The 24,249-nt window shown below is 68.7% G+C and carries 21 protein-coding genes; 7 read left to right on the top strand and 14 right to left on the bottom strand.

The window, feature by feature from the left end; translation table 11 throughout:
• Positions 1-42 precede the first annotated feature (42 nt).
• Positions 43-906, bottom strand: coding sequence for an MBL fold metallo-hydrolase (locus Ga0609869_RS00785; RefSeq protein ID WP_125404256.1), 864 nt, complete (start codon positions 904-906; stop codon positions 43-45).
• A gap of 141 nt (positions 907-1,047) precedes the next feature.
• Between Ga0609869_RS00785 and Ga0609869_RS00780 the strand changes: the two genes are divergently transcribed.
• The 4 genes from Ga0609869_RS00780 (at position 1,048) to Ga0609869_RS00765 (ending at position 4,089) form a co-directional block, all read left to right on the top strand.
• Positions 1,048-1,365, top strand: coding sequence for a TraR/DksA family transcriptional regulator (locus tag Ga0609869_RS00780; RefSeq protein WP_125404255.1), 318 nt, complete (start codon positions 1,048-1,050; stop codon positions 1,363-1,365).
• A 111-nt stretch (positions 1,366-1,476) separates the two neighbouring features.
• A complete protein-coding gene (locus Ga0609869_RS00775) occupies positions 1,477-1,650 on the top strand; it encodes a hypothetical protein (RefSeq protein WP_170168787.1) in 174 nt (57 codons plus the stop codon).
• A 42-nt stretch (positions 1,651-1,692) separates the two neighbouring features.
• Positions 1,693-1,905: a hypothetical protein gene (locus Ga0609869_RS00770; protein WP_125404254.1), complete on the top strand. Its 213-nt coding sequence runs from the start codon at positions 1,693-1,695 to the stop codon at positions 1,903-1,905.
• A 105-nt stretch (positions 1,906-2,010) separates the two neighbouring features.
• A complete protein-coding gene (locus Ga0609869_RS00765; RefSeq protein WP_125404253.1) occupies positions 2,011-4,089 on the top strand; it encodes an enoyl-CoA hydratase-related protein in 2,079 nt (692 codons plus the stop codon).
• Positions 4,090-4,097: 8 nt separating this feature from the next.
• Here Ga0609869_RS00765 and Ga0609869_RS00760 read toward each other — a convergent pair whose 3' ends face one another.
• Positions 4,098-4,313, bottom strand: coding sequence for a hypothetical protein (locus Ga0609869_RS00760; protein ID WP_125404252.1), 216 nt, complete (start codon positions 4,311-4,313; stop codon positions 4,098-4,100).
• Positions 4,314-4,452: 139 nt separating this feature from the next.
• On the opposite strand from Ga0609869_RS00760, the gene Ga0609869_RS00755 reads away from it, so the two are divergent.
• A complete protein-coding gene (locus tag Ga0609869_RS00755) occupies positions 4,453-4,713 on the top strand; it encodes a DUF2312 domain-containing protein (protein WP_125404251.1) in 261 nt (86 codons plus the stop codon).
• A 163-nt stretch (positions 4,714-4,876) separates the two neighbouring features.
• Positions 4,877-8,065 (top strand): Calx-beta domain-containing protein, encoded by a 3,189-nt coding sequence (locus Ga0609869_RS00750; RefSeq protein WP_369022825.1) that lies wholly within the window; start codon positions 4,877-4,879, stop codon positions 8,063-8,065.
• Here Ga0609869_RS00750 and Ga0609869_RS00745 read toward each other — a convergent pair.
• The 12 genes from Ga0609869_RS00745 to moaA form a co-directional block, all read right to left on the bottom strand.
• On the bottom strand, positions 8,060-8,776 hold the full coding sequence (locus Ga0609869_RS00745) for a hypothetical protein (protein WP_125404071.1): 717 nt from the start codon (positions 8,774-8,776) through the stop codon (positions 8,060-8,062). The genes Ga0609869_RS00750 and Ga0609869_RS00745 overlap by 6 nt on opposite strands.
• On the bottom strand, positions 8,773-11,208 hold the full coding sequence (locus tag Ga0609869_RS00740; protein WP_125404070.1) for a Lon protease family protein: 2,436 nt from the start codon (positions 11,206-11,208) through the stop codon (positions 8,773-8,775). Before Ga0609869_RS00740 ends, Ga0609869_RS00745 begins: the two co-directional genes overlap by 4 nt.
• Before the next feature lie 409 nt (positions 11,209-11,617).
• On the bottom strand, positions 11,618-12,070 hold the full coding sequence (locus Ga0609869_RS00735) for an SRPBCC family protein (RefSeq protein WP_125404069.1): 453 nt from the start codon (positions 12,068-12,070) through the stop codon (positions 11,618-11,620).
• Between the two features lie 108 nt (positions 12,071-12,178).
• Positions 12,179-13,018, bottom strand: coding sequence for an XdhC family protein (locus tag Ga0609869_RS00730; protein WP_211336793.1), 840 nt, complete (start codon positions 13,016-13,018; stop codon positions 12,179-12,181).
• Between the two features lie 2 nt (positions 13,019-13,020).
• A complete protein-coding gene (locus Ga0609869_RS00725) occupies positions 13,021-14,205 on the bottom strand; it encodes a vWA domain-containing protein (RefSeq protein ID WP_125404067.1) in 1,185 nt (394 codons plus the stop codon).
• Positions 14,205-15,083, bottom strand: coding sequence for an AAA family ATPase (locus tag Ga0609869_RS00720; protein WP_125404066.1), 879 nt, complete (start codon positions 15,081-15,083; stop codon positions 14,205-14,207). Before Ga0609869_RS00720 ends, Ga0609869_RS00725 begins: the two co-directional genes overlap by 1 nt.
• Before the next feature lie 48 nt (positions 15,084-15,131).
• A complete protein-coding gene (locus tag Ga0609869_RS00715) occupies positions 15,132-17,549 on the bottom strand; it encodes an aerobic carbon-monoxide dehydrogenase large subunit (protein WP_125404065.1) in 2,418 nt (805 codons plus the stop codon).
• Positions 17,546-18,040: a (2Fe-2S)-binding protein gene (locus Ga0609869_RS00710; RefSeq protein WP_125404064.1), complete on the bottom strand. Its 495-nt coding sequence runs from the start codon at positions 18,038-18,040 to the stop codon at positions 17,546-17,548. The genes Ga0609869_RS00715 and Ga0609869_RS00710 overlap by 4 nt, the downstream gene beginning before the upstream one ends.
• Before the next feature lie 11 nt (positions 18,041-18,051).
• A complete protein-coding gene (locus tag Ga0609869_RS00705) occupies positions 18,052-18,903 on the bottom strand; it encodes an FAD binding domain-containing protein (protein WP_125404063.1) in 852 nt (283 codons plus the stop codon).
• Between the two features lie 228 nt (positions 18,904-19,131).
• On the bottom strand, positions 19,132-20,241 hold the full coding sequence (locus Ga0609869_RS00700) for an MHYT domain-containing protein (RefSeq protein WP_125404062.1): 1,110 nt from the start codon (positions 20,239-20,241) through the stop codon (positions 19,132-19,134).
• Between the two features lie 117 nt (positions 20,242-20,358).
• Positions 20,359-21,321: a DUF808 domain-containing protein gene (locus Ga0609869_RS00695; RefSeq protein WP_125404061.1), complete on the bottom strand. Its 963-nt coding sequence runs from the start codon at positions 21,319-21,321 to the stop codon at positions 20,359-20,361.
• 142 nt (positions 21,322-21,463) lie between these two features.
• Positions 21,464-22,477, bottom strand: coding sequence for a GTP 3',8-cyclase MoaA (gene moaA, locus Ga0609869_RS00690; RefSeq protein ID WP_125404060.1), 1,014 nt, complete (start codon positions 22,475-22,477; stop codon positions 21,464-21,466).
• 114 nt (positions 22,478-22,591) lie between these two features.
• On the opposite strand from moaA, the gene Ga0609869_RS00685 reads away from it, so the two are divergent.
• Positions 22,592-24,196 (top strand): AMP-binding protein, encoded by a 1,605-nt coding sequence (locus tag Ga0609869_RS00685; RefSeq protein ID WP_245972174.1) that lies wholly within the window; start codon positions 22,592-22,594, stop codon positions 24,194-24,196.
• Positions 24,197-24,249: the final 53 nt, after the last annotated feature.

Here is a 24,249-nt window from a genome sequence, read left to right as displayed (position 1 = left end):
GCGCGGTGCGGTCTCCCAATCGCCCCGCGCCGCCCCGCCCGCTCAGAGCTTGTTGACCGGCACCTTGAGATAGACGGTGCCGTTATCCTCGGCCGGCGGCATCTGGCCGGCGCGCATGTTGACCTGCAGCGAGGGCAGGATCAGCCGGGGCATGGCCAGCGTCGCGTCGCGCTCGGTGCGCATCTTGACGAACTCGTCCTTGTCGTTGCCGCCGCCGATATGGATGTTCCTGGCTTTCTGCTCTCCCACGGTGGTTTCCCAGGCATACTGGTCGCGGCCCGGCGCCTTGTAGTCGTGGCCGACGAAGATGCGGGTCTCGTCGGGCAACGCGAGGATCTTCTGCACCGACTCGTACAGCGTCTCGGCCGAGCCGCCGGGAAAGTCGCAGCGGGCGGTGCCGAAATCGGGCATGAACAGCGTGTCGCCCACGAAGGCCGCGTCGCCGATGACATAGGTCAGGCAGGCCGGGGTGTGGCCGGGCGTGTGCAGCACGTCGCCGCGCATCTGGCCGATATGAAAGCTGTCGCCCTGGCTGAACAGCCGGTCGAACTGGCTGCCGTCGCGCTGGAACTCGGTGCCTTCGTTGAACACCTTGCCGAAGGTGTCCTGCACGACCTTGATCTTTTCGCCGATACCGATCTTGCCGCCCAGGTGCTTTTGCAGGTAGGGCGCCGCCGACAGGTGGTCGGCATGGACATGGGTCTCCAGCAGCCACTCGACCTCGAACGCCTGATCCTTGACCCAGGCGATGATCTCGTCGGCCGAACTGGTATCGGTGTGCCCCGAGGCGTAGTCGAAATCCAGAACGCTGTCGATGATCGCGGCCTTTTTGCTCATCGGGTCGCGCACCACGTAAGAGACGGTATTGGTCGCCTCGTCGAAGAACGCTTTCACTTCGGGTGACATCGATCTCCCTCCTTTAGAAGCTCTGTAAACATATGCGATTGTTTTAATTTGTTGCAATGGCAACGTTGGCAAATTTGACGTGCATCAAGGAAGCCCACCGCCGCCCGTGCCACCGTCGCCGGAACAGTCTGGGAGGGGCGCATGAAAGCGCTGAAAGAACGCGAAAAGCAACTGGTCGATCGCCTGGGCGAACTCGACCACCGTCTCAAGGATATCGAGACCGAGCTTGATGCCCACCAGTCGCGCGATTGGTCCGAGTTGGCGGTCGAGCGCGAAGAGGACGAGGTACTCGAAGGGATCGGCAGCCAGGGGCTGGCCGAGATCGAGCAGATTCGCGCGGCGCTGCGCCGCATTGAAGATGAAAGCTATGGATTCTGTGTTCGTTGCGGCGAATCGATCGCTGAAGAGCGGTTGGATCTTTTGCCTGCGACGCCGTTTTGCCGCAGCTGTGCGACGTAAGCGAATAGTGACGTAGGCGGCAAAAAAATGCTGCAAACGCGTGAACTGACGGGATGTGATATGGTGAATGGCTACGAAAGACGGGCCCGCAGCGGCGGGCAACCGGAAGGGATGGTGAACGAAGCGGCCGCCCGGCAATTGCTTCGGGCGCAGATCGAGGCCGTCCTGCGGTCGGGGCTGGTGGCCCAACGGGTGCACCAGCGGCTGACGTCGGAGCGCGGCAGCGCGCACCGCCGCCCGGGCGACCCGTCGCCCTGGGCGCAGGGGGAGGATGCCCTCGACTGAGCCGCCGGCGGCCGGGCGCAATGCGGTAACAGGGAGGACCACATGGCCTTTGAACAGCTCAAGAGCGGCATCGCGCTGCTTCTCGAAGAGATCGAGAAGCGGCCCGAGGACCGGCACATCCTGCAGGAAGAACTGCGCGAAAAGATTTCAGAGTTGCGCGCGATGGGCCTGCCCGTGCCCGAGGATATCCTGCGCCTCGAAAAGGAACTCGAGGACGACGACTCCGACGACATGTACGACAACATGCCCGTCTAGCCCCGGGCGGGGCTGCTCGGGCATTGCCTTACCCCCCGTTCTCAAAGATTAATGCTTTGAGGCACGACGTGTTTCGGCGGTCGTGTGCGATGCAGGGGAACGGCAATGGGGCAGGCGGCCAGGTTCGAGCTATCCGACGGCGGGGTGGGGCGGATCGTGCTGTCCGCGCCCCCCTTCAACATGCTGACCGAGGCGATGCGCGCCGGGCTGGACGAGGCCTTGGCCAAGGCGCATGCCGCGCCAGGGCTGAAAGCACTGCTGATCGGCGGCGAGGGCAGGGGCTTTTCCGCCGGGGTCGAGCCCGCCACCCATGACGCGCCGCCGCATGGGCCCGCGCTGCACGATCTGTGCGCGAGGCTCGAAGCGCTCGATTGCCCGGTCATCGCACTGCTGCATGGCTCGGTCTCCGGCGCGGGGCTGGAGTTGGCGCTCGCGGCCCATTACCGCGTCGCCGCCGCCGGCACTCACATGGCGCTGCCGGACATCACCCTTGGCCTGCCGCCCTCGGCCGGTGCCACCCAGCGCCTGCCGCGGCTGATCGGGGCCGAACCTGCGCTCGAGATGATGCTGGTGGGCAAACCCGTCGCCGCGCCCGAGGCGGCCCGGCTGGGCCTCGTCGACCGTGTGTTTGAAAACGACCTGGGCGGCAGCGCGATGCGCTTTGCCGAAGAGCTGATCGCCGAGGGCCGACCACCGCGCCGGTTGAGCGAGGTCGCGCACCTGCCCGGCGATTCGGCCGCAGCCCTGCAGGCCCTCAAGCGCCGGCGCGCGCAGGTTTTGGCCAGCCCGATGCCGGCACCCGGCAAGATCGTCGATTGTGTCGAGGCCGCGCTTCTGCTGCCCTTCGAGGCAGGGCTCGCCTTCGAGCGCGCCGCCTACGAGGATTGCCGCAGCTCCGACGCCTCCAGGGCCCAGCGCCATGCATTTCTGGCCGAACGGCGCGCCGCGCGCCCGGCCCGCGCCGCCAGGCCGCGCCCGCTGCGCCATGTGGCCATTGCAGGGGCCGACGCCACCGGTGTGGCGTTGACCGCCGCCTGCCTCGATGCCGGGCTGGACGTGGCGCTTTACGAAGAGAACGATGCGGCCCTGGCCGGCGGGGTCGAACGGCTGGATGCACTCTATTCCGACGCCGTGTCCGCGGGGCGGCTCGACCATGCCGCCCGCGCCAAAAGCTGGGCGCGGCTCGCCGGGGCGACCCGGCTGGAGGCGCTCGGCGGGGCGGATATGCTGATCGAGACCGGGCTCAGGCGCGACCCGGCGTTTTATCGCCGGCTCGGCCGGGTGCTGCGCGCCGATGCCTGCCTCGCCTCGGCGACGGAAGCGCCCGATCTCGACCGGCTGGCCGCCGGCAGCGGCCGGCCGGCCGATGCCGTTGGGCTCCATCCCGCTCTGCCGATCTCGCCGATACGGCTGGTCGAGGTGGTGCCGGGCGCGCGCACCGGGCCCGAGGCCGTGGCCACGGCCTTTGCGCTGGCGCAAAAGCTGGGCGCGATCCCGCTGAGCAGCGGCATAGCCGAGGGTTTCGTCGCGCGCGCGGTGCTCAGCGCCGCGCTCGATGTCGCCGACGCGCTGTTGGAAGAGGGCGCCACCCCGTATCAGGTGGATTCCGCGCTCGTGGGCTACGGCTTTGCCCGCGGGCTCTACCGGCTGGTCGACACCGTCGGCCTCGACCATTTCTGGGAGGCCCGCCGCCGTCAGGATGCGACGCGGCCCGCGGGCGCGCGCTATGTCGAGATCGCCGACCGGCTGTGCGAGGCCGGGCGCCTGGGCGTGTCCACGGGGCGCGGCTATTACCTCTATCCCGAAGGCGCGGGCCCCGCCGAAGACCCGGACATGGCCGCGCGCCTGGCCGAAGAACGCGCCGCCAAGGGCATCCGGCCGCGCACCGTGCCCGAGGGCGAGATCGTGCAGAGGGTGCTGGCGGCCATGGCCAATACGGGTGCCAGGCTGGTCGAGGGCAAGATCGCCAGGCGCCCGTCCGACGTCGATGTCGCGGCGATCCACGGGTTCGGTTTTCCGCGCTGGCGGGGCGGGCCGATGGAGGCCGCCGATCTGGCCGGGCTGCTGCGCATGCGCAGCACGCTCAGGGTGCTGGCCGAGGACGACCCGGTGCTCTGGACACCCGCGCCGCTATTTGACGATTTGATCAAGAACGGCCGGCATTTCGCCGACCTCAACGGCTGAGGCGCCCTTCAGGCCAGGGCGATCCCGACGATCACCGCCATCAGCCCCAGCCCCGACAGCCCCATCGCGGCAAGGTTGTAGGCGACAAGCTGTTGCAGACGGGCGCGCAGCGCGTCCTCGGCCAGCCCGGCGCGGCGGGCCTTCATCGCCTGCAAGATGCACCAGACGAGGCCGACCAGCCCCAAAACGGAAATCGCCGCTCCCAGCCAGATCAGCCAGTCCATGCCCCGTGCCCCCATCCTTGCTTTACCGCCGCCCCGGGGCCTAGTCCAAGCGCCGCCCTCGCGCAAGGGCGGGGCTTGCGGCGGGCCGGGCCGGGCGCTACTCACCCCAGCGGAGATCCCCCGAAAAACGAGGCAGCACATGGAAGAAACCGACCAACAGGCCAGCTACCGCGTCACCGCCGACGAGCTGCGCCAGTTCATCGAACGGTTCGAGCGGCTGGAGGCCGAGAAAAAGGACATCGCCGAGCAGCAGAAAGAGGTGATGGCCGAGGCCAAGGCCCGCGGCTACGACACCAAGGTGATGCGCAAGGTGATCGCGCTGAGAAAGCGCGACAAGGACGACATCGCCGAGGAGGAGGCGGTGCTGGAGATGTACAAAGAGGCGCTGGGCATGGCCTGAGGCCGGCATCCCCATCGAATCGGCCATTTTTCGATTCCGCAAGTCAGGAATACCGTAGTTTTTCCGTTTCAAGGAGTGTGCGACAGTTCGCCCCATGCGAGTGGCGCCTTGCGCGGGCGGGGCGCCTATTTTCTTGAGTTATTGACTTGTGGGGGCAAGTGACATGGCAACGGTGACCTTGAGCGGCGGCTCGACGACGGAGCTATCGGGCAGCGGGGATCGCAATTACCTCAACTGGACGATCACGCTGAGCGGGACGACCTCGGGCGATACGGTGGTGTACTATCGCTTCCTGTCCGGCACGGCGGAGAAAGAGCGGGACGCCTACGCCTATTTCAGCGGAACAGAGGTCACCTTCGCGCCCGGCGAGACCTCGAAGACGATCCAATACCGGATCGACTCGGACAGCGTGGACGAGACCGACGAAAGCATCGTGCTGGAGGTCTACGGGGTCGAGAACGGGACATTGTCGGGCGGCGCGCCGGTGCTGCGCTCGACCGCGTGGATCCTCGACGATGACGGCAGTTCGCAGGATCTTGCGCTCTTCGTGTCGAACCCGGTTCTGGTCGAGCGTGACAGCGGCGAGCGGGACGCGGTGTTCGAGCTGTCGCTCTCCGAGCCCGCGCCGTCGAACTTCGAGGTGGCCTATACAACCGTCGATGGATCGGCCAAGGCCGGCGAGGACTATGACCAAACCGAAGGCACCGCAACCTTCGTCGCCGGGCAGAGCCGCGCCTTCGTCCGGGTGCCGGTCTCGGGCGACAACACGCTCGAAGGCACCGAGACCTTCAGCCTCGCCGTCGATGCCGGCGGCCCGGTGGATGCCGAGGCCAATGGCGAGGCGACCATCCTGGACGACGACGCGGGGGCCGCGCTGGGTGGCCAGCCGACCGTCTCGGTCGAGGGGAGCTGGGCCAGCGAACTCTCGGGCAGTGGCGACCGCAATTACCTGAACTGGACGATAACGCTGGATGAGCCCGGCTCGGGCGATACGGTGGTTTACTATCGTTTCCTGTCCGGCACGGCGGAGAAAGAGCGCGACGCCTACGCCTATTTCAGCGGCACTTCGGTCACCTTTGCACCTGGCGAGACCTCGAAGACGGTGCAATACCGGATCGATTCCGACAGCGTGGACGAGACCGACGAAAGCATCGTCCTTGAGGTCTACGATGCCGAGAACGCCGCGCTGGCGGGCGGTGCCCCGGTATTGCGCTCGACGGCGTGGATCCTCGACGATGACGGCAGCGCGCAGGACCTGGCGCTCTTCGTCTCCAGCCCGGTGCTGGTCGAGGGTGACGACGGCAGTCAAGAGGCGGTGTTCGAACTGTCGCTCTCCGAACCCGCCCCGTCGGAATTCGAGGTGAGCTATTCGACCGTCGACGGATCGGCCGTGGCCGGCGAGGATTACACCCAAACCGACGGCAGCTTGACCTTCGTCGAGGGCCAGAGCCGGGCCTATGTCCGGGTGCCGGTCTCGGGCGACGAGACCCTGGAAGGCACCGAGATGTTCACCCTCGCCGTCGATGCCGGCGGCCCGGTGGATGCCGAGGCCAATGGCGAGGCCACGATTTTGGACGACGACGCGGGGGCCGCGTTGGGTGGCCAGCCGACCGTCTCGGTCGAGGGGAGCTGGGCCAGCGAACTCTCGGGCAGTGGCGACCGCAATTACCTGAACTGGACGATAACTCTGGACGAGCCCGGCTCGGGCGATACGGTGGTCTACTATCGTTTCCTGTCCGGCACTGGCGAGGCGGAAAGCGACGCCTACGCCTATTTCAGCGGGACGGAGGTGACCTTCGAGCCGGGCGAGACCTCGAAGACGGTGCAATACCGGATCGACTCCGACAGCGTGGACGAGACCGACGAAAGCATCGTCCTTGAGGTCTACGATGCCGAGAACGCCGCGCTGGCGGGCGGCGCCCCGGTATTGCGCTCGACCGCGTGGATCCTCGACGATGACGGCAGCGCGCAGGACCTGGCGCTCTTCGTCTCCAGCCCGGTTCTGGACGAGGGCGACGGCGAGGATGCCGAGGCGGTGTTCGAAATCTCGCTTTCCGCCCCGGCTCCGTCCGCGTTCGAACTGAGCTATGCCACCATCGACGGCACGGCAGAGGCGGGTGAGGATTACACCCAGACCGACGGCACGATCAGCTTCGTCGAAGGCCAGCGGCTGGCCTATGTCCGGGTGCCGGTGACCGGCGACAACTCGGTGGAAGTGGCCGAGACATTCTCGCTGGTCGTGTCATCGGCCACGATCACCGTCGATCTTTCGCCGGCGGGCGAGGCGACCATCCTCGACGATGACCAGTACCGGCCCGAGGCCAACCGCGACACCTACGAGACCGACGAGGATGTCACGCTCTCCGTCGATGCCGCGGAAGGTGTGCTGTCCAACGATACCGACGAGGAAGGCGACGACCTGACCGCCGAACTGGTCAGCGACGTTTCCGACGGCCGGCTGGTGCTCAGCTCCGACGGCAGCTTTTCCTATACGCCCGATGACGGCTTCTTCGGCACCGACAGCTTTATCTACCGCGCCTTCGACGGCACCGACCCGAGCGACGACACGCGGGTCGATATCGATGTGATCGAGGATGCCGGCCCTGTGGGCCTCACGCTGATCGGCACGCCCGGCGACGACGAGCTGGAGGGCGGCGCGGGCGACGACACGATCCGCGGCCTCGGCGGGGCCGACACGCTGATCGGCAATGGCGGCGACGACACCATCGAGGGTGGCGACGGCACCGACACGATCAATGGCGGCGACGGCGACGACACGATCCTCGGCGGCGACACCTCGGCCGACCGGCGCGACGTGATCCTCGGGGGCGACGGCAACGATGACATCGACGCGGGCTACGGCAACGACCAGGTGTTCGGTGGCGGCGGCAACGACACCATCGCCGGCGGCTTCGGCGCCGACGACCTGCGCGGGCAGGCCGGCAACGACGTGATCACCGGCTCGGCGCTGTCCGACCTCGTCTTCGGCGGGGATGGCGACGATTTCGTCAACGGCGGGTTCGGCTTTGACCGGATCAACGGGGGCGCAGGGGCGGACAGCTTTTACCACCTCGGCATCGCCAACCACGGCTCGGACTGGGTGCAGGATTACAGCGCCGCCGAAGGCGACGTGCTGCTCTTCGGCGACGCCACGGCCTCGGCCGACGATTTCACGGTGCGGTTCACCCACACCTCGTCGCCCGAAACCGGGCGGTCGGGCGAGGACGATGTGCAGGAGGCGTTCGTCGTCTACCGGCCCGCGGGCCTGATCGTCTGGGCGCTGGTCGACGGCGGCGGCGAGGACAGCCTGAACATCGAGATCGGCGGCGAGGTGTTCGACCTGCTGTCATGAGGTCGGCGCGGCGCCCCGGCTGGTGCCGGCGCCCGTCGCGCGCAGCACATGCGTGCAGCGGGTGCGCTGCAACAGTTCGGCCAGCGCGACGCCCGGCGCGGTGAGTTCGGCAAACAGCACGCTGCCGGGCCCCAGCCGGTCGAGCAGGCGCAACAGCGCCGCCGGGTCGGTGGGGCGCGCGGTGGGATCGTCGGGCGTCGGGGCCGCGCCCGGCGGCAGGATAGCGCGCATCGGGCGCTCCAGTCGCGCGGCGGTGGCGCGCGCGGCGGCGGCGAGGTACGGGTCGTCCGCGGCGCTGCCAAGCAACACGATCTCGCGCACCCGCGCGCGCACCGGACCCGTGGGCACGACCATCAGGTCGCCGGGTGCCGCGCTGTCGGTCAGCAGCGCTGCCACGCGGCCGCGCCTTCGGGAAAACGACCAGGCCAGCGCGGCGGGCCCCGCCGCCGCCCGCAGCACCCGTTCGAACCGCGCCGCATCGCGCTCGAAGGCCGCGCGCATACGTGCCCCGCTGTCGGGTGCGACCGTCCGGCCGGCGAGGTCGACCAGGCTCGCCCCCGGCGCGGCGCCGATTGCCAGCAGCGTCTCGTCCTCGATCAACAGCCCCTGCAATTCTGCCCCGGACGCGGCGGCCAGCCCCGCGGCCAGCGCCAGCGTCGCCTCGGCATCGGCAAAGCTCGTGGTGCCGAGGATCACCCGCCGCGCGGTCATGGCTGCCCCTCCCGGTCGCCCGGCCTTTGCGTGAAACGCCTGCGCGCCTCTGCGAACCCGGCCAGCCGCGCCTCGACCCGGCCGTTCACGCTGTCGGGCGGGAAGGCGCCGTCCGCGCCGCGCGCCCCGGCCTCTATGCCGGTCAGCAGCGCGATGCCCTCGTCGATGCGGGCCATCGGGATGACGCGGAAGCTGTCTGCCGCCATCGCGTCCAGCACCCGTGCGCGCAGCACCAGGTGCTTGACGTTGGCCGCCGGGATCAGCACCCCCTGCCGCCCGCTCAGCCCGCGCGCGGCGCAGATGTCGAAGAACCCCTCAATCTTCTCGTTTACCCCGCCGATGGCCTGCACGTCGCCGAACTGGTTGACCGACCCGGTGACGGCAAAGCTCTGGTCGATGGGCAGCTCTGCCAGCGCCGACAGGAGCGCGAAAAGCTCTGCCGCCGAGGCGCTGTCGCCCTCGACCCCGCCATAGCTCTGCTCAAAGACGAGGCTGGCCCAGAGCGACATCGGCAGGTCGGGCGCGTATCGCCCGGCCAGGTAGCCCGAGAGGATCATCACCCCCTTGGAATGGATCGGTCCGCCCAGCTCGGCCTCGCGCTCGATATCCACCACCTTGCCCGTGCCCATCCGCACCCTTGCGCTGACGCGGGTGGGCCGGCCGAAACGCGTCTTGCCGATCTGCATGACCGACAGCGCGTTGATCTGGCCGACCCGCGCGCCCTCGGTGTCGATCAAGAGCGTGGCGCGGGTGATCGCCTCGTGGCTCAATTCGCGCAAACGGCCCGCGCGCCGGTCGGCGGCGTCGATGGCGGCCTCCACCGCCGCGGGCCCGATCGCGTCTTCGCCGGCTTGCCCGGCCCGGTGATCGGCCTCGCGCAGGATGTCGCCCAGCGCGGCGAGGTTGAGGGTAAACCGCTCCACGTCGTCCGACAGGCGCAGGCTTTCGGTCAGCAGCCGCGCCACCCCGTCGGCGGTCACCGGTCTCAGCCCGGCCTCGCGCGCCACCGTGCCCAGCAGACGGGCAAAGAGCATCGCGCTGTCTTCCGAGCGCGGCATCCGGTCGTCGAAATCGGCCTCCAGCTTGAAGAGCTGGGCAAAATCGCGGTCGAGCGCCACCAGCACGTAATAGAGCAGCCGGTCGCCCACCAGCACCACCCGCAGCTTCAGCGGGATCGGGTCCGGTTCCAGCGTTTCGGTCGAGATCAGGCTGAACCGCTCGCCCGCGGAATAGATCGTGATCTCGCCGCTCTTCAGGCAGCGTTTCAGCGCGTCCCATGCCAGCGGCTCGGTCAGCACATGGGCGGCGTCGAGGATCAGCACGCCGCCATTGGCGCGGTGCAGCGCGCCGGAGCGAATCATGGAGAAATTGGTCACCAGCGCGCCGCGTTCCGACTGGTACTCGATCCGGCCGATCAGGTTGGCGAGCGTCGGCAGCGCCTCTTGCACCACCGGGGCGCCCTCGGCCCCATCGCCGTGCGAGACAATCACGTTGACCGTGTAGCGCTGGAATTGAGGCTTGAGATAGTGCCGGGTGGTGGCCACCGGAAAGGCGCCCGCCTGTGGCCCGTCGGCGCGGATCAGGAACAGCTCTGCATTGTCGATCAGATCGCGGCGCATCGCGGCGAGGTAGGCGGCGACCTTTTCCTGACCTGAAAACCGCGCGGTGACCTCGGCCATCGCGTCGTCCACGCCCTGGCGGGCCATCGAGATGTTCAGCTCTTCCACCTCGCGGCGCTGGGCCTTCATGGCCTTGGGCACCTCCTTGAGGATCGTCTCCAGTTCGGCGCGCACCTGTGCGATGGCCGCGTCGATCGCGTCGCGTTCGTCCTTGGGCAGCTTTTCGTAATCTTCGGGCGGCATGACCTCGTTGCCCTGCCGGGCGGCCACGCCGAACCCCATGGGCGTGCGCACGATCGCCACGCCCTTTTCCCGCGCGGTGTCGGCCAGCGCGCTCATCGCCTTTTCGTGGCGCTCTTCGTAGATGTCCTCGATGGCGCGGCGACGGGTCTGGTAATCCTCGGATTCGAAGATCGCGGGGATGTCGCTGGCCAGGTCGTTGATCACCTTGCGCGCCGCGTCGCGCAGGGCCACGGCCTCGCCCGGCGGCAGCGACAGGGCGACCGGGCGGCGCGGGTCGTCGAAATTGGCGACATAGGCCCAGTCGCGCGGCACCGGGCGGGTCTTGGCGGTCTCGCGCATCAGGGCGCGCGCGGCCGAGTGCCGGCCGCTGCCCGGCGGGCCGAGAACGAAGAGGTTGAAATCGGCATGCGGAATCTCGGCGGCCAGCCGCATCGCCTCTAGCGCGCGGTCCTGGCCCGGCCAGTCTTTCAGCGGGTCCAGTTCGGCCGTGCTGGCGAAGCCGAAGCCGAAGGTCCGCGCGTCGTTCAGTGCTGCCGGGGTGAGCGGGGTGCCGGTTGCGGGATCGCCCATCTGCCTGCCCTCCTGCGAGGCGTGGGGGCCGTGCGGCACTCCCACCACCCCAGCGAACACGGCTTGACGCCGCGGCGCAAGGGGATTGGCGGTCTCGGACCCTTTGCCTGTCAGGATATCGGTTGCGCGCCGCGCGTCCCGCTTTGACCCGCGCCTTGCGTCAGCCTCACCAAAGCGTCCGCCCGCCGGGACGGGCTGGCGCCTTCGGTTTGAGTCCGGGCCAGGGGCGCAGGGTGAACACTCGCCTCGCACTGCCCGAGCGGCCTCGGCGACGGAAGCGAACCTGATCGCTCTCCCCCAACGAACCCAAAGGGCGCGCGAGCGCCGTTGGTGCGAGTGCGACTTGGTCAAACCCGCCGGATCAACGCCTTGTCAATTCCGGGTCGCAAACGCTGGCCGCCCGGCCCGCTCAGGCGGCCTCTTTCTCGGCCACCGCCTCTGCGAAGGCGGCGAAGAACTTGCCGGCCAGCTTGTGCGCCGTGCCGTGGATCAGGCGGCTGCCCAGTTGCGCGATCTTGCCGCCGACCTCGGCCTTGGCGGTGTAGCTCAGAAGCGTCTCGTCGCCCCGGTCCTCCAGCAGCACGTCCGCGCCGCCCTTGGCAAAGCCCGCCGCGCCGCCGCTGCCCTGGCCCGTCAGGCTGAACGCGCCCGGCGCGCCCGAGGGGTCGAGCGTGACCTCGCCGGCGAAGCGCGCCTTTACCGGGCCGACCTTGAGCACCACCTTGGCGGTCAGTTCGGAGTCGGAGACCTTTTCCAGCTCTTCGCAGCCGGGGATCGAGGCGCGCAGGATGTCGGGGTCGTTCAGCGCGGCGAAGACCACGTCGCGCGAGGCGGGGATCAGGATTTCGTCTTTCAGTTCCATGGGGGTCCTTTCTCAGCAGCAGGGGAATTTGATCCGGGCGACAGGCTGGGCCTGGGCGGCGGGCAGAGGTCGGGGGCCGAACAGCCGTTTCAATGCGGTCCACATGGTTCAGTCTCCTTGTGTGCCGCGTTGTCCCGCGCGGCGTGTGGCAACCATTTCCGCGAGGATCGACAGCGCGATCTCTTCGGGCGTGATCGCGCCGAGGTTCAGGCCGGCGGGCGCGTGCAGCGGCTCGAACGCGGCCTCTGGTACGCCCGTGGCGCAGAGCCTGTGCTTCAGCGAGGCGACCTTGGCCCGGCTGCCGACGAAGCCCAGGTAGGCCGCCGGGGCGGCGAGCGCGGCGCGCAGCGCCGCCTCGTCGCCCTTTCCCTGCGTGGCGACCACAACGTAGCGTTCGGCCGTCGGGGCGACTTCGAACGCGTAGCCCTCGACACGCCGGTCCGGTGCGGCGAAGGCCGGCTGGTCCTCGGCCGGCGCGCAGGCGGTGACGGCAAAGCCGAAGCGCGGCGCCAGCTCGGCCAGCGCCAGGGCCACGGGGCTGGTGCCGCAGATCACGCAATCGGGTGCGGGCATGACGGCCTCTATGAAAATGTCCATCGTGCCCTGGCTGGGGCACATGTTGCGGGCAAAGCGGATGCCGTCGCGGGTATCGCCGGGCGCCACCCCGTGTTCGGCCAGCGCCGTCTCGGGCTGTACCGAGATCAGCCGCGGCGCCCCGTCCTCGAGCGCCTCGCGCGCAGCCTTGAGCACCGCGCCCCGCGCGCAGCCGCCGCCGATCCAGCCGGCCTCCAGCGTGCCGTCGGGCAGGATCACCGCCTTGGCGCCGGCCTTGGCGGCAGTGGCCGCGACGGTGCGCACCACGGTGGCCAGCGCAAAGGGTTGCCCGGCCCGTTTCAGCGCGGCGATACGCGAAATCAGGTCGGTGTCGTGCGAGGAGGGCGCGGTCATCGTCATAGCCTTGCAAGCTCCGGTTCGAGGGCGGCCAGCGCGTCGAGCGTGCCTGCCGCGGCGAAATGGTCGAGATGGGGCAGGGCGGCGGCCATGCCGCGGGCGACCGGCGCGTAGCCCTGCCACCCCATGAGCGGGTTGAGCCAGACGATGCGGCAGCCGCGCCGCTTCAGCCGGGCAAGCTCGGCGGCCAGCCGGTCCGGCGGGTCGGTGTCGTAGCCGTCGGACAGCACGATCACGACCGAGCGCCCGCCGACGCGGGCGCGGGCGTAGAAACGATTGAAATCGGCCAGCGCGCCGCCGATCTTGGTGCCCCCGCCAAAGCCCTGGGCCATCAGCGTCAGCCGGTTCACCGCGCGCAGCGGGTCGGGGTCGCGCAGCGCGTCGGTGATGCGCACGAGCCGGGTGTGGAAAAGGTAGGCGTCGGCCTTGAGGTCAGCGCCGACCAGCCCCTTGAGAAAGGCAAGGAAGACCCGCGCGTAAACGGTCATCGAGCCCGAGACATCGAGCAGCGCCACGATATGGGCCGGCCGCTCGGGACGGGCGCGGCGGTATAGCCTGATCGGCTCGCCCCCGGTGGCGACCGCGCCGCGGGCGATCCGGCGCAGGTCCAGCCGGCGGCCGTGCGGGTCGGCGCGCCAGCGGCGCGAGCGGCGGTCGCGGATGGCGCGCGCAATCCGCTCGGCGGTGGCCTCGGCTTCGGCGATGTCCTCGGGCGAGACCATCTCGCGCAGGTCGGTGCGCTTGAGCTGCGCGATGCGCGCGGCGACCAGCCGGCCCTCGCCCTGCTGCTCTGCGGCCCCCTCGCCCCCCTCGGGCTGGTCGGGGGTGCCCTTGCCCTGGCCCGATGCCGACAGCGCCTCGGTGACGAAGGGTGTTCGCTGGTGCCGCGTCGGGGCGCTGTCGCCGCCCGCCGGTTGGGCCCGTTCGCGCCCGCGGTTCAGCCAATAAGCGGCGAAGAGGTCATCGAAACGGGCGGCCTCGTCGGCGTTGCCGGTGCAGACCGCGCGCAGGGCGTGGCGCACCTCGCCCGCGTCGGTCGGGTCGACCGTGGCCAGCGCCTCGAGCGCCGTGGCGGTTTCCTGCACCCCAAGCCGCAGCCCGTTCATCCGCAGATGCGCCATGAATCCCGCGACCCGCTCGGCCGGGCCCGCGGCGCGGGCGGGAAAGCGGGTGACGCCGGCCATCACGCGGCCTTCCCGGCCAGGCGCTGGGCCAGCTCGGTCGGTACCCGTGCGCGGTCGGCCTGGGTTTTCAGCAGCGTCACAAGCGTGGCCTGCAACGCGACGGGATCTTCGGTCAGATCGCTCATCCCCAGCCCGGCCACGGCAGCGGCGAAATCCAGCGTCTCGGCCACGCCCGGCGTCTTGTCGAGGTCCTCTTTGCGCAGCGCCTGCACAAAGCCCACGATCTGCCCGGACAGGTGCGGCTCGAGCCCGGGGTGGCGCTTTTGCAGGATCGCCAGTTCCATCGCCCGGTCGGGATAGCCCAGATGGGCGTAAAGGCAGCGCCGTCGCAGCGCGTCGGACAGATCGCGTGTGCCGTTCGCGGTCAGGATGACATGGGGCCGCGCGGTGGCGTGGACGGTGCCCAGTTCGGGGATCGAGATGGTGAAATCCGACAGGATTTCCAGAAGATAGGCCTCGAATTCCTCGTCGGCGCGGTCGATCTCGTCGATCAGCAGCACCGGCGGGCGGTCCTGCCGGATGGCCTGCAGCAGCGGACGCTCCAGCAGGTAGTCCTCGGAAAAGATGCGCGCCTCGATGTCGGCGCCGGCCTCGCCGCGCTCGCCGGCGGCGCGGATCGCCAGCAATTGCCGCTGGTAGTTCCATTCGTAGATGGCGTGGCCGGCATCCAGCCCCTCGTAGCATTGCAGCCGGATCAGCGTGGCGTTTTGCAGGTCGGCCAGCACCTTGGCGACCTCGGTCTTGCCCACGCCCGCCGCGCCCTCCAGCAGCAGCGGCCGGCCGAGGCGCAGAGACAGGTGAAGTGCCATCGCCAGGTCGTCGCCCGCGACATAGCCGTGTTCGGCCAGATCGTGTTGCAGATCGCGCCACGCCGCCATCGGTATCCTCCCGGTGTGGGCCCGCCCCCGCGGGGGCGGGCAGGGGCCTTATCCGTGCAGGCCGAGATCGCGCGCCGTCTTCCAGATGCGCCAGTGGTCGTGGGGCATGTGCGTCTGGGTCAGGCCGAAGGCGCGAAAGGCATCGTGCACCGCGTTGGAAAACGCCGGCACGCCGCCCACGTTGGGGCTTTCGCCCACGCCCTTGGCGCCGATCGGGTGATGCGGGCTGGGCGTCTCCGTGTGGTCGGTGGTGTAGTGCGGCGTCTCCCATGCCGTGGGCAGGAAGAAATCCATCAAGGTGCCGGTCTTGACGTTGCCGATGTCGTCATAGGCGATTTCCTGGCCCATCGCGATGGCCAGCGCCTCGGTCAGCCCGCCATGCACCTGCCCCTCGATGATCATCGGGTTGATCCGCGTGCCGCAATCGTCAAGCGCGTAGAACTGCCGGATCTCGTGCTCGCCGGTGTCCACGTCGATTTCCATCACGCAGATATAGGCGCCGAACGGGTAGGTCATGTTGGGCGGGTCGTAATAGCTGACCGCCTCCAGCCCCGGCTCGACCCCCGGGATCGCCTGGTTGTAAGAGGCATAGGCGATCTCGGCCATGGTCTTGAACCGCTCCGGCGCGCCCTTGACCACGAACCGGTCGATATCCCATTCCAGATCGTCGTCATGAACCTCCAGCAGGTAGGCCGCGATCATCTGCGCCTTGGCGCGGATTTTCCGCCCCGCCATCGCGGTGGCAGCCCCCGCCACCGGGGTCGAGCGCGACCCGTAGGTGCCCAGGCCATAGGGCGCGGTGTCGGTGTCGCCTTCCTCCACCGTGATCTTGTCGGCGGAAATGCCGATCTCGCTGGCGAGGATCTGCGCAAAGGTCGTCGCATGCCCCTGGCCCTGGCTGATCGTGCCCAGCCGCGCGATGGCGCTGCCGGTGGGGTGGATGCGGATCTCGCAGCTATCGAACATCCCCATCCCGAGGATGTCGCAATTCTTGACCGGACCCGCGCCCACGATCTCGGTGAAATGGGTCAGCCCGATACCCAACAGCTTGCGCGTCTCGCCGCGCTTGAACGCTTCGACCCGCTCGGCCTGCTCCTTGCGCAGGGCCTCGTAGCCGACGGCCTTCAGGGCCTTGTCCCAGGCAGTGTGGTAATCGCCCGAGTCGTATTCCCAGCCCAGCGCCGAGGTATAGGGGAACTGCTCTTTCCGGATGAAGTTCTTGGCGCGCAGTTCGGCCGCGTCCATGCCCAGCTTGATCGCCAGCACCTCGATCATCCGCTCGATGAAATAGGCCGCCTCGGTCACCCGGAACGAACAGCGATAGGCCACGCCGCCGGGTGCCTTGTTGGTGTAGATGCCATCGACCGCGCAATAGGCGGCGGGGATGTCGTAGCTGCCGGTGCAGATATGGAAAAAGCCTGCCGGAAACTTGGTGGGGTCGGCGCAGGCGTCGAACGCGCCGTGGTCGGCGGTGACATGGGCGTGCAGCCCGGTGATGCGGCCGTCCTTCGTCGCCCCGATCCGGCCCGTCATCCAGTAGTCGCGGGCAAAGGCGGTGGCCATCAGGTTTTCCATCCGGTCCTCGACCCATTTCACCGGCTTGCCGGTAACGATAGTGGCCACGATCGAACAGACATAGCCGGGGTAGACCCCCACCTTGTTGCCGAAACCGCCGCCGATATCGGGCGAAACGACGCGGATATTGTGCTCGTCGATCCCTGAGAGCAGCGAGGCCACCGTGCGCACCACATGCGGCGCCTGGAAGGTGCCGTAGAGGGTCAGCTTGCCGTTGACCTTGTCCATCGAGGCGACGCAGCCGCAGGTTTCCAGCGGGCAGGGGTGGGTCCGGTGGTAGTAGATGGTTTCCTCGGCCACCACCTCGGCGCCGTCGATGGCCGCGTTCGCGCCGGCCTCATCACCCGCTTCCCAGGTGAAGATGTGGTTGTGGTGGCGGCGGGGCCCGTGGGCGCCCTCGGTCACGCCCTCGAGGTCTTCGCGCAGCACGGGCGCGTCGGGGTCCTGCGCCTTGAACGGGTCGACGACCACGGGCAGGTCTTCGTAATCGACCTCGACCAGGTCTACCGCGTCGGCCGCGATATACCGGTCGGTCGCCACCACGAAGGCGACCTCCTGGCCCTGAAACAGCACCTTGCCGTCGGCCAGCACCATCTGCTTGTCGCCCGCAAGGGTGGGCATCCAGTGCAGGCCCAAAGGCTCCAGATCCTTCGCGGTCAGCACGGCGATCACGCCGGGCAGCGCCAGCGCGGCCTCGGCATTGATCGACTTGACGCGGGCATGCGCGTAAGGAGACCGCACGAAATCGCCGTGCAGCATGCCTGCCATCTTGATGTCGTCGACATAGTTGCCCTTGCCCTGGGTGAAGCGGGCATCCTCGACGCGCTTTCGGCTGCATCCCAGCCCCTTGAGGCCGGCCTTGCGCTCTTCGGTATCGGGAAGATCTTTCATTCCGCGGCCTCCTTCATGGCGTTCATCTGGTCGGCGGCCGCAAGGATCGCCTTGACGATGTTCTGGTATCCGGTGCAGCGGCAGAGGTTTCCGGACATGCCGAAACGCACCTCTTCCTCGGTCGGGCTCGGGTTGTCCTGCAGCAGCCGCCAGGCACGGGTGATCATCCCCGGCGTGCAGAAGCCGCATTGCAGCCCGTGATGTTCGCGGAACATCTCTTGCAGAACGTGCAGGCCGTCGGGCGCGCCCAGCCCCTCGACGGTGGTGATTTCGGCACCTTGCGCCTGGGCGGCGAACACGGTGCAGGCCTTGACCGACTTGCCGCCCATGTCGACGGTGCAGGCCCCGCAATGCGAGGTTTCACAGCCGATATGGGGGCCGGTGATTCCAAGCTGCTCGCGCAGCACATGGATCAGCAGTTCGCGCGGCTCGGCCAGCGTCTCGTGCGCCTCGCCGTTGACCGTCAGTTTCAGATGCATCTTGTCGGACATCGTGCCCTCCCTCAAGCGCGCGACCAGGCGCGCACGATGGCGCGGGCCAGGATCACGCCGGCGACGTGTTTCTTGAATTCGACGGGGCCGCGGTTGTCCTCCATGGGGTCGATATCGCCCAGCATGGCGGCAACCGCGGCCTGCACCGCCTCCTCCCCACAGGCGGTGCCTTCCAGCGCCGCGCCGGCGGCGGCACTGAAAACGGGGACGTCGGAAAGGTTGGTCATCGCGACCGAAGCGGCGCTCACGCGGCCGCCCTCGGCCACGATCTGCACCGCCGCGGCGGCGGTGGCGTAGTCGCCGATCTTGCGCTTCTGCTTTTCGTAGGCATAGCCGCCGCGGGGCCGGTCAAAGCTGACCGCGGTGAGGACTTCCTCTTCCTCGCGGGTGGTCACATAGGCGGCCTCGTAGAAATCGCGCGCGGCCACCTCGCGGGTGCCGTCGGGGCCCACCAGCGTGAACCGTGCGTCGAGGCACTGCATCAGCCCCGGCATGTCGTTGCCCGGGTCGCCATTGGCGATGTTGCCGCCAACGGTGCCGAGGTTGCGCACCTGCGGGTCGGCGATCTGCCGGGCCGCCTCGGCCATGATCGGCGCGGCCTCGGCCAGCCCGTCATGGTCGATGATCTCGGCCTGGGTGGTCATCGCGCCGATGCGGATCACGTCGCCGATCTCGATACCCTTGAGATCGCTCAGGCCCTGAAGGTCGATCAGGTGCGCAGGATCGGCCATCCTCAGCTTCATCATCGGGATCAGGCTGTGACCGCCGGCGACGACGCGCGCCTCGTCGCCATGTTCCTGCAGCAGCGCTATCACCGCGGCCAGATCGTCCGGCCGGTGATACTCGAACGTCGATGGGATCATGTCCCGCTCCTCCCTATGGTGCTGTGCCCGCTCTTTCGGCGGCGGGCGACTGCGTGGAGGAAAGCTAGCTGTCAGGCGGTGAGCTGCGACATATTGCTGCACGGTGTGCCGGGCGGATTTCACGAACTGCGAAATGGCTGCACGAACTGCGAATGGCGAGTTTTGCCGGGTAGCAAGGGGCCGCTGGGCGACGGCCCGCCGCGCGCGGGCAGGCGCCGCGGCCCGTGCTCACAGGCCCAGCCGGTCGCGCAGCGCCGCGACGCGCGCGCGGCTGACGGGCACCTTGTCGAGATGGGCGTGGCCATCGAACAGGCACAGGCCGTTATCCTTGCGCCGCTCGAAGGCGCTGACCTGCGCGGTGTTCACCAGATAGCTGCGATGGGTGCGAAAAAACCCGGCCTCGCCCAGCCGCCGCTCGGCCTCGCTGATCGACCAGGGGCAAAACACCCGCCCCTCGGGCGTGTAGGCGATGGTGTAATGCCCCTCGGCCCGGATCGCGGCAACCTGGCCCGCGGGCAGGAAATAGGTCACGCCCTCGCGTTCGTAGGGCAGGCGCGGCTCGGTTTCGGGGGCGGGTGGCGGCAGCGGGGCGTGCGGCGCCTCGGTCAGCGCCGGTGCCCCGGCAGGCTGCGGTGCGGAAAGAAAGCTCGCCCCCGACAACAGGAACGCCCCCGAGATCACGAAGGCGGCCAGCATCACCACCAGCGCCAGTTGCGCGTTGCCCAGTGCCGGGCTGGGCCCTGGCGCCCCGGCGGCGGCCATGAAATCGGTCCAGTACATCGCGGTGAAATGGACGATGGCGACCGAAAGCCCGAAAATCGCCGTGGCGCCCAGGATGTTGGCCGCGCTGCGCCGGCCATAGGCGGTGCGGATCGCCAGCATTCCCATCAGCACGGCCAGCCCCCCCGCTGCGGCAAAGCCCGCGGGGTGGTAGACGGCGCGGCAGCCCTCGATGCCCGCCAGCCCGGTGTAATGCATGATGACGATGCCCAGGCCCAGCACGAGGCCGGCCAGCGCCATGCGCAACCGCGTGCGGGGCCCGAAATGCATGAGGATAAGCGCCAGCCCCGCCAGCAGGATCGCGATCAGCACCGAGGCCACCGTGGGCAGCGCCCGGTAATAGACCGCCACGTCAAAGCGCATCGCCAGCATCGCCACGAAATGCATCGTCCAGATGCCGCCGCCCAGCGCGATGGCGGCCATGGCGATGCGCAGATGCCGCACGCCGTCGGACACCCCCGACAGCCCCCGCGTCAGCGCCAGCCCGGTAAAGGCGGCCATCATCGAGATGACGATCGAGGCCAGGATCAGCCTGTAATCGTAAACGTAAATCAGCATGTTTGCGCGGCGCCGCATGGCACGGCCCGGCGTCCTCCCTTGCCGGGTTTCCCGGCGTTTCGGGCAGTATCCTGCCCGGCCGGGCCGGGTGTCAATATCGCCGGAGGCTCCGGCGGTTCATACCGCGCGCGACAGCCGCCGCGCCACGGGTGCAATCAGGAAATGGGTGACCGGGATCAAGAGCAGCCCCAGGCCCAGCCCGATCACACCGTCGATCAGCGCGGTCACGCTCCATTCCATCGCCCCGTTGCCCCAGGGCAGGGCATCGGCGGCCACAACGGCGATGTGGTGGATCGTCTCGTAAGGCGCGTGCCAGCCCAGCTCGTGCGCGCCGTGGACCAGGATCGAGCCGCCGACCCAGATCATCGCGGCGGTGCCCACGATCACCAAAAGCCGCATGAAATGCGGCATCCCCCGCACGATCCAGCAGCCCAGCCGCCGGGTGAGCGCCAGCCGCCCGCCCGCGGCCATGGCCAGCCCCGCGTCGTCGGCCTTCACGATCAGCCCGACGGCGCCGTAGACGGCCACCGTGATCAGCACCCCGGCCACGGCCAGCGCCAGCGCCGTCGTCCAGAACGGCACGTCGGTCGGCAGGCCCGAGAGGATGATGGTCATGATCTCGGCCGAGAGGATGAAATCGGTCTTGATCGCGCCCTTGACCTTTTTCTCCTCCAGATGCGCGTCGGAGAGTTTTTCCTTGTAGAGGTCTTCCTCGTGGTGGTCGGCCGGGTTCAGCACGTGCCAGACCTTCTCGGCCCCTTCGAAGCACAGGTACGCCCCGCCCAGCATCAACAGCGGCGCGATGGCCCAGCTGGCGAAGGCCGACAACAGCAGCGCGACGGGCAAAAGGATCACCAGCTTGTTGAAGAGCGATCCCTTGGCGATGTTCCAGACGATGGGGATTTCCCGGTCGGCGGAAAAGCCGTGCACGTATTTCGGCGTCACGGCGGCGTCGTCGATCACCGCGCCGGCGGCCTTGGAGGACGCCTTGACCGCCTGGCCCACCACGTCGTCCACCGAGGCCGCGGCCACCTTGGCGATCGCCGCCACGTCGTCGAGAAGCGCGAGAAGGCCGCTCATGCCCGTTCCTTTTGATAGCTTGCCATGGGCCGAAGGATAGCGGATCGGGGCGCGGGGGCAACGGCGGGGTCGCCTCCGGCTGCGGGTCGGGCGCTGCACGGGCTGACACCCGGGCGGCACGTTTGTGCGGATGCGGTTTTCTCTACCCGCCGGTGTGGCTCATGTGCCGGCTGACCTGCCCGTCGGCGCGCTGGCGGGAATAGTCGAAATCGTGGCCCTTGGGTTTCAGCGCGATCGCCGCGCGCACCGCCTCTGCCAGCGGCGCGTCGGTCTCGGGATGTGCCCGCAGCGGCGCGCGCAAATCGGCGCGGTTTTCCTGCCCGAGGCACATGTAAAGCTCGCCCGTGCAGGTCAGCCGCACCCGGTTGCAGCTTTCGCAGAAATTGTGGCTGAGCGGCGTGATAAAGCCGATCTTCTGGCCGGTCTCGGTCAGCCGCACATAGCGCGCGGGCCCGCCGCTGCGTTCGGCGAGATCCATCAGGGTAAAGCGTTCGGCCAGCCGGTCGCGCACATCGGTAAGCGACCAGTATTGCCCCACGCGGTTTTCGTTGCCCAGATCTCCCATCGGCATGACCTCGATAAAGGTCAGGTCGATGTCGCGCGCCGCGCACCAGTCCACAAGGTCGAACAATTCGTCCTCGTTGAAGCCTTTCAGCGCGACCGCGTTGATCTTGACCCGCATGCCCGCGTTCTGGGCGGCGTCGATGCCGCGCATCACCTGGGCCAGGCGGCCCCAGCGGGTGACGCGGGCGAATTTCTCTTCGTCCAGCGTGTCGAGGCTGACATTGACCCGCCGCACCCCGGCCGCGAAAAGCGCGTCGGCGAATCTCTCCAGCTGCGAGCCGTTGGTGGTCAGCGTCAGCTCGTCCAGCGCGCCGGTCTCCAGGTGCCGGCCCATGGCGTTGAAGAACGTCATGATGTCGCGGCGCACCAGCGGCTCGCCCCCGGTGATGCGCAGCTTGCGCACCCCCAGCCCGATAAAGGCCGAACAGACCCGGTCGAGCTCTTCGAGGGTCAGCAGCTCCTTCTTGGGCAGGAATGTCATGTTCTCGGCCATGCAATACACGCAGCGGAAATCGCAGCGGTCGGTGACCGACACGCGCAGATAGGTGATCGCGCGGGCGAACGGATCGATCAGGGGCGCTTGGTTTGTCATGATCGAAAGGTAAGCGCGACGGGCTGTCGCAGCAAGGTCTTTGCGCCGCTTGACAGGCCGCGCCCGGCGCGCGTTCATGAACATGCGTTCAATTCAAGCCCGGGGGAGGAAGGCATGGAGGATCGCAGGCTTTTGCCCGATCAGCGCGACTGGGACGCCATGCGGGACAGCTTCCGTTGGGACGTCCCATCGCGGTTCAACATCGCGGCGGCCTGTTGCGACAGCTGGGCCGCTGAGGCGCCAAACCGTGTCGCGGTGATCGACGCCAGCGACGCTGACCGAGGCTGGACCTATGGCGAGATCAAGGACGCCTCAGACCGGCTGGCCACGGTCTTTGCGCGGGCGGGGCTCGGGCAGGGCGACCGGGTGGCGGTGCTGCTGCCCCAGGCGCCGGCGGTGCTGATCGCCCATTTCGCGGCGATGAAGCTGGGGGCGGTGGGCCTGCCGCTCTTTGCGCTGTTCGGGCCGGATGCGCTGGACTACCGCCTCGCCGACAGCGGGGCCAGGCTGGTCGTCACCGATGCCGAGGGCGCGGCGAAACTGGCCGGGCTGCGCGACGGGCTTGCGGCTCTTGCCGATGTATTCTCGGTCGATGGCGGCCCGGCGCGCGATCTCTGGGCCGAGATCGACGACGCGCCGCCGCTGGACACCCCGGTGGACACCTCTGCCGAAGACCCCGCGGTGCTGATCTACACCTCGGGCACCACCGGCCCGCCCAAGGGCGCGCTCCATGCCCACCGCTTTCTGCTCGGGCATCTGCCGTCGATCGAGCTGCACCACCGGGGCTTTCCGGAACCGGGCGATTGCGGCTGGACCCCGGCCGACTGGGCCTGGATCGGCGGGCTTATGGATATGGCCTTGCCCTGCCTTTACTACGGCGTGCCCGTGGTCGCCTGCCGGATGCGCAAGTTCGACGCCGCCGAGGCCTGGCGCCTGATCGACCGGCTGCGGGTGAAAAACCTCTTCCTGCCGCCCACGGCGCTGAAGCTGATGCGCGAGGTGCCGGTGCCGCCCGGCGTCAGCCTGCGCAGCGTCGGCTCGGGCGGCGAGAGCCTCGGGGCCGACCTGCTGGCCTGGGGGCGCGAGGCACTGGGGCTGGAGATCTGCGAATTCTACGGCCAGACCGAGTGCAACCTCATGCTCACCTGCGTGCCCGAGTTGATGGACGCGCCGCCGGGCAGCATGGGCCGCGCGGTGCCGGGCTTCGACGTAGGCCTGATCGGGGCCGACGGGGCGCCCGTGGCACCGGGCGAGGTCGGCGAGATCGCGGTGCGCCGCGGGGCGGCCTCGATGTTTCTCCAATACTGGGGCCTGCCCGACAAGACGGCAGAGAAATTCGCCGGCGACTGGATGCGCACGGGCGATCTGGGCACCTGCGACGCGGCGGGCCATTTCACCTATGTCTCGCGCGACGACGACATCATCACCTCGGCGGGGTACCGTATCGGGCCGACCGAGATCGAGAATTGCCTTGTGGGACACCCCGACGTGGTGATGGCCGCCGTGGTGGGCGAACCCGACCCGGTGCGCACGCAGGCGGTGGTGGCCCATGTCGTGCTGCGCGACGGCGCCGACCGCGCGGGGCTGGAACAGGCGCTGATACGCCGCGTGCGCGACAAGATCAGCCCCCATGTCGCGCCGCGCCGCATCCATTGGGCCGACAGCCTGCCGATGACGGCGACGGGCAAGATCATGCGCCGGGCGCTGCGGGACGGGTAGGGCGCTTTTGCGGTTGTGGCCCGCGGGCGAAGGCGCTTTACCTCGCCGCAGAC

It is taken from the genome of Rhodovulum iodosum (assembly GCF_041020385.1).
GTDB classification, from domain to species: Bacteria; Pseudomonadota; Alphaproteobacteria; order Rhodobacterales; family Rhodobacteraceae; genus Rhodovulum; species Rhodovulum iodosum.
Note: the sequence above shows the minus strand (reverse complement) of the source record. Positions and strands in the feature narration are given on the sequence as shown.

What these genes read in the sequence shown, in the direction of transcription:
- Ga0609869_RS00785 (WP_125404256.1), bottom strand. Translation starts at nt 906, where the DNA reads ATGTCACCCGAAGTGAAAGCGTTCTTCGACGAGGCGACCAATACCGTC.
- Ga0609869_RS00780 (WP_125404255.1), top strand. Translation starts at nt 1,048, where the DNA reads ATGAAAGCGCTGAAAGAACGCGAAAAGCAACTGGTCGATCGCCTGGGC.
- Ga0609869_RS00775 (WP_170168787.1), top strand. Translation starts at nt 1,477, where the DNA reads ATGGTGAACGAAGCGGCCGCCCGGCAATTGCTTCGGGCGCAGATCGAG.
- Ga0609869_RS00770 (WP_125404254.1), top strand. Translation starts at nt 1,693, where the DNA reads ATGGCCTTTGAACAGCTCAAGAGCGGCATCGCGCTGCTTCTCGAAGAG.
- Ga0609869_RS00765 (WP_125404253.1), top strand. Translation starts at nt 2,011, where the DNA reads ATGGGGCAGGCGGCCAGGTTCGAGCTATCCGACGGCGGGGTGGGGCGG.
- Ga0609869_RS00760 (WP_125404252.1), bottom strand. Translation starts at nt 4,313, where the DNA reads ATGGACTGGCTGATCTGGCTGGGAGCGGCGATTTCCGTTTTGGGGCTG.
- Ga0609869_RS00755 (WP_125404251.1), top strand. Translation starts at nt 4,453, where the DNA reads ATGGAAGAAACCGACCAACAGGCCAGCTACCGCGTCACCGCCGACGAG.
- Ga0609869_RS00750 (WP_369022825.1), top strand. Translation starts at nt 4,877, where the DNA reads ATGGCAACGGTGACCTTGAGCGGCGGCTCGACGACGGAGCTATCGGGC.
- Ga0609869_RS00745 (WP_125404071.1), bottom strand. Translation starts at nt 8,776, where the DNA reads ATGACCGCGCGGCGGGTGATCCTCGGCACCACGAGCTTTGCCGATGCC.
- Ga0609869_RS00740 (WP_125404070.1), bottom strand. Translation starts at nt 11,208, where the DNA reads ATGGGCGATCCCGCAACCGGCACCCCGCTCACCCCGGCAGCACTGAAC.
- Ga0609869_RS00735 (WP_125404069.1), bottom strand. Translation starts at nt 12,070, where the DNA reads ATGGAACTGAAAGACGAAATCCTGATCCCCGCCTCGCGCGACGTGGTC.
- Ga0609869_RS00730 (WP_211336793.1), bottom strand. Translation starts at nt 13,018, where the DNA reads ATGACCGCGCCCTCCTCGCACGACACCGACCTGATTTCGCGTATCGCC.
- Ga0609869_RS00725 (WP_125404067.1), bottom strand. Translation starts at nt 14,205, where the DNA reads ATGGCCGGCGTCACCCGCTTTCCCGCCCGCGCCGCGGGCCCGGCCGAG.
- Ga0609869_RS00720 (WP_125404066.1), bottom strand. Translation starts at nt 15,083, where the DNA reads ATGGCGGCGTGGCGCGATCTGCAACACGATCTGGCCGAACACGGCTAT.
- Ga0609869_RS00715 (WP_125404065.1), bottom strand. Translation starts at nt 17,549, where the DNA reads ATGAAAGATCTTCCCGATACCGAAGAGCGCAAGGCCGGCCTCAAGGGG.
- Ga0609869_RS00710 (WP_125404064.1), bottom strand. Translation starts at nt 18,040, where the DNA reads ATGTCCGACAAGATGCATCTGAAACTGACGGTCAACGGCGAGGCGCAC.
- Ga0609869_RS00705 (WP_125404063.1), bottom strand. Translation starts at nt 18,903, where the DNA reads ATGATCCCATCGACGTTCGAGTATCACCGGCCGGACGATCTGGCCGCG.
- Ga0609869_RS00700 (WP_125404062.1), bottom strand. Translation starts at nt 20,241, where the DNA reads ATGCTGATTTACGTTTACGATTACAGGCTGATCCTGGCCTCGATCGTC.
- Ga0609869_RS00695 (WP_125404061.1), bottom strand. Translation starts at nt 21,321, where the DNA reads ATGAGCGGCCTTCTCGCGCTTCTCGACGACGTGGCGGCGATCGCCAAG.
- moaA (WP_125404060.1), bottom strand. Translation starts at nt 22,477, where the DNA reads ATGACAAACCAAGCGCCCCTGATCGATCCGTTCGCCCGCGCGATCACC.
- Ga0609869_RS00685 (WP_245972174.1), top strand. Translation starts at nt 22,592, where the DNA reads ATGGAGGATCGCAGGCTTTTGCCCGATCAGCGCGACTGGGACGCCATG.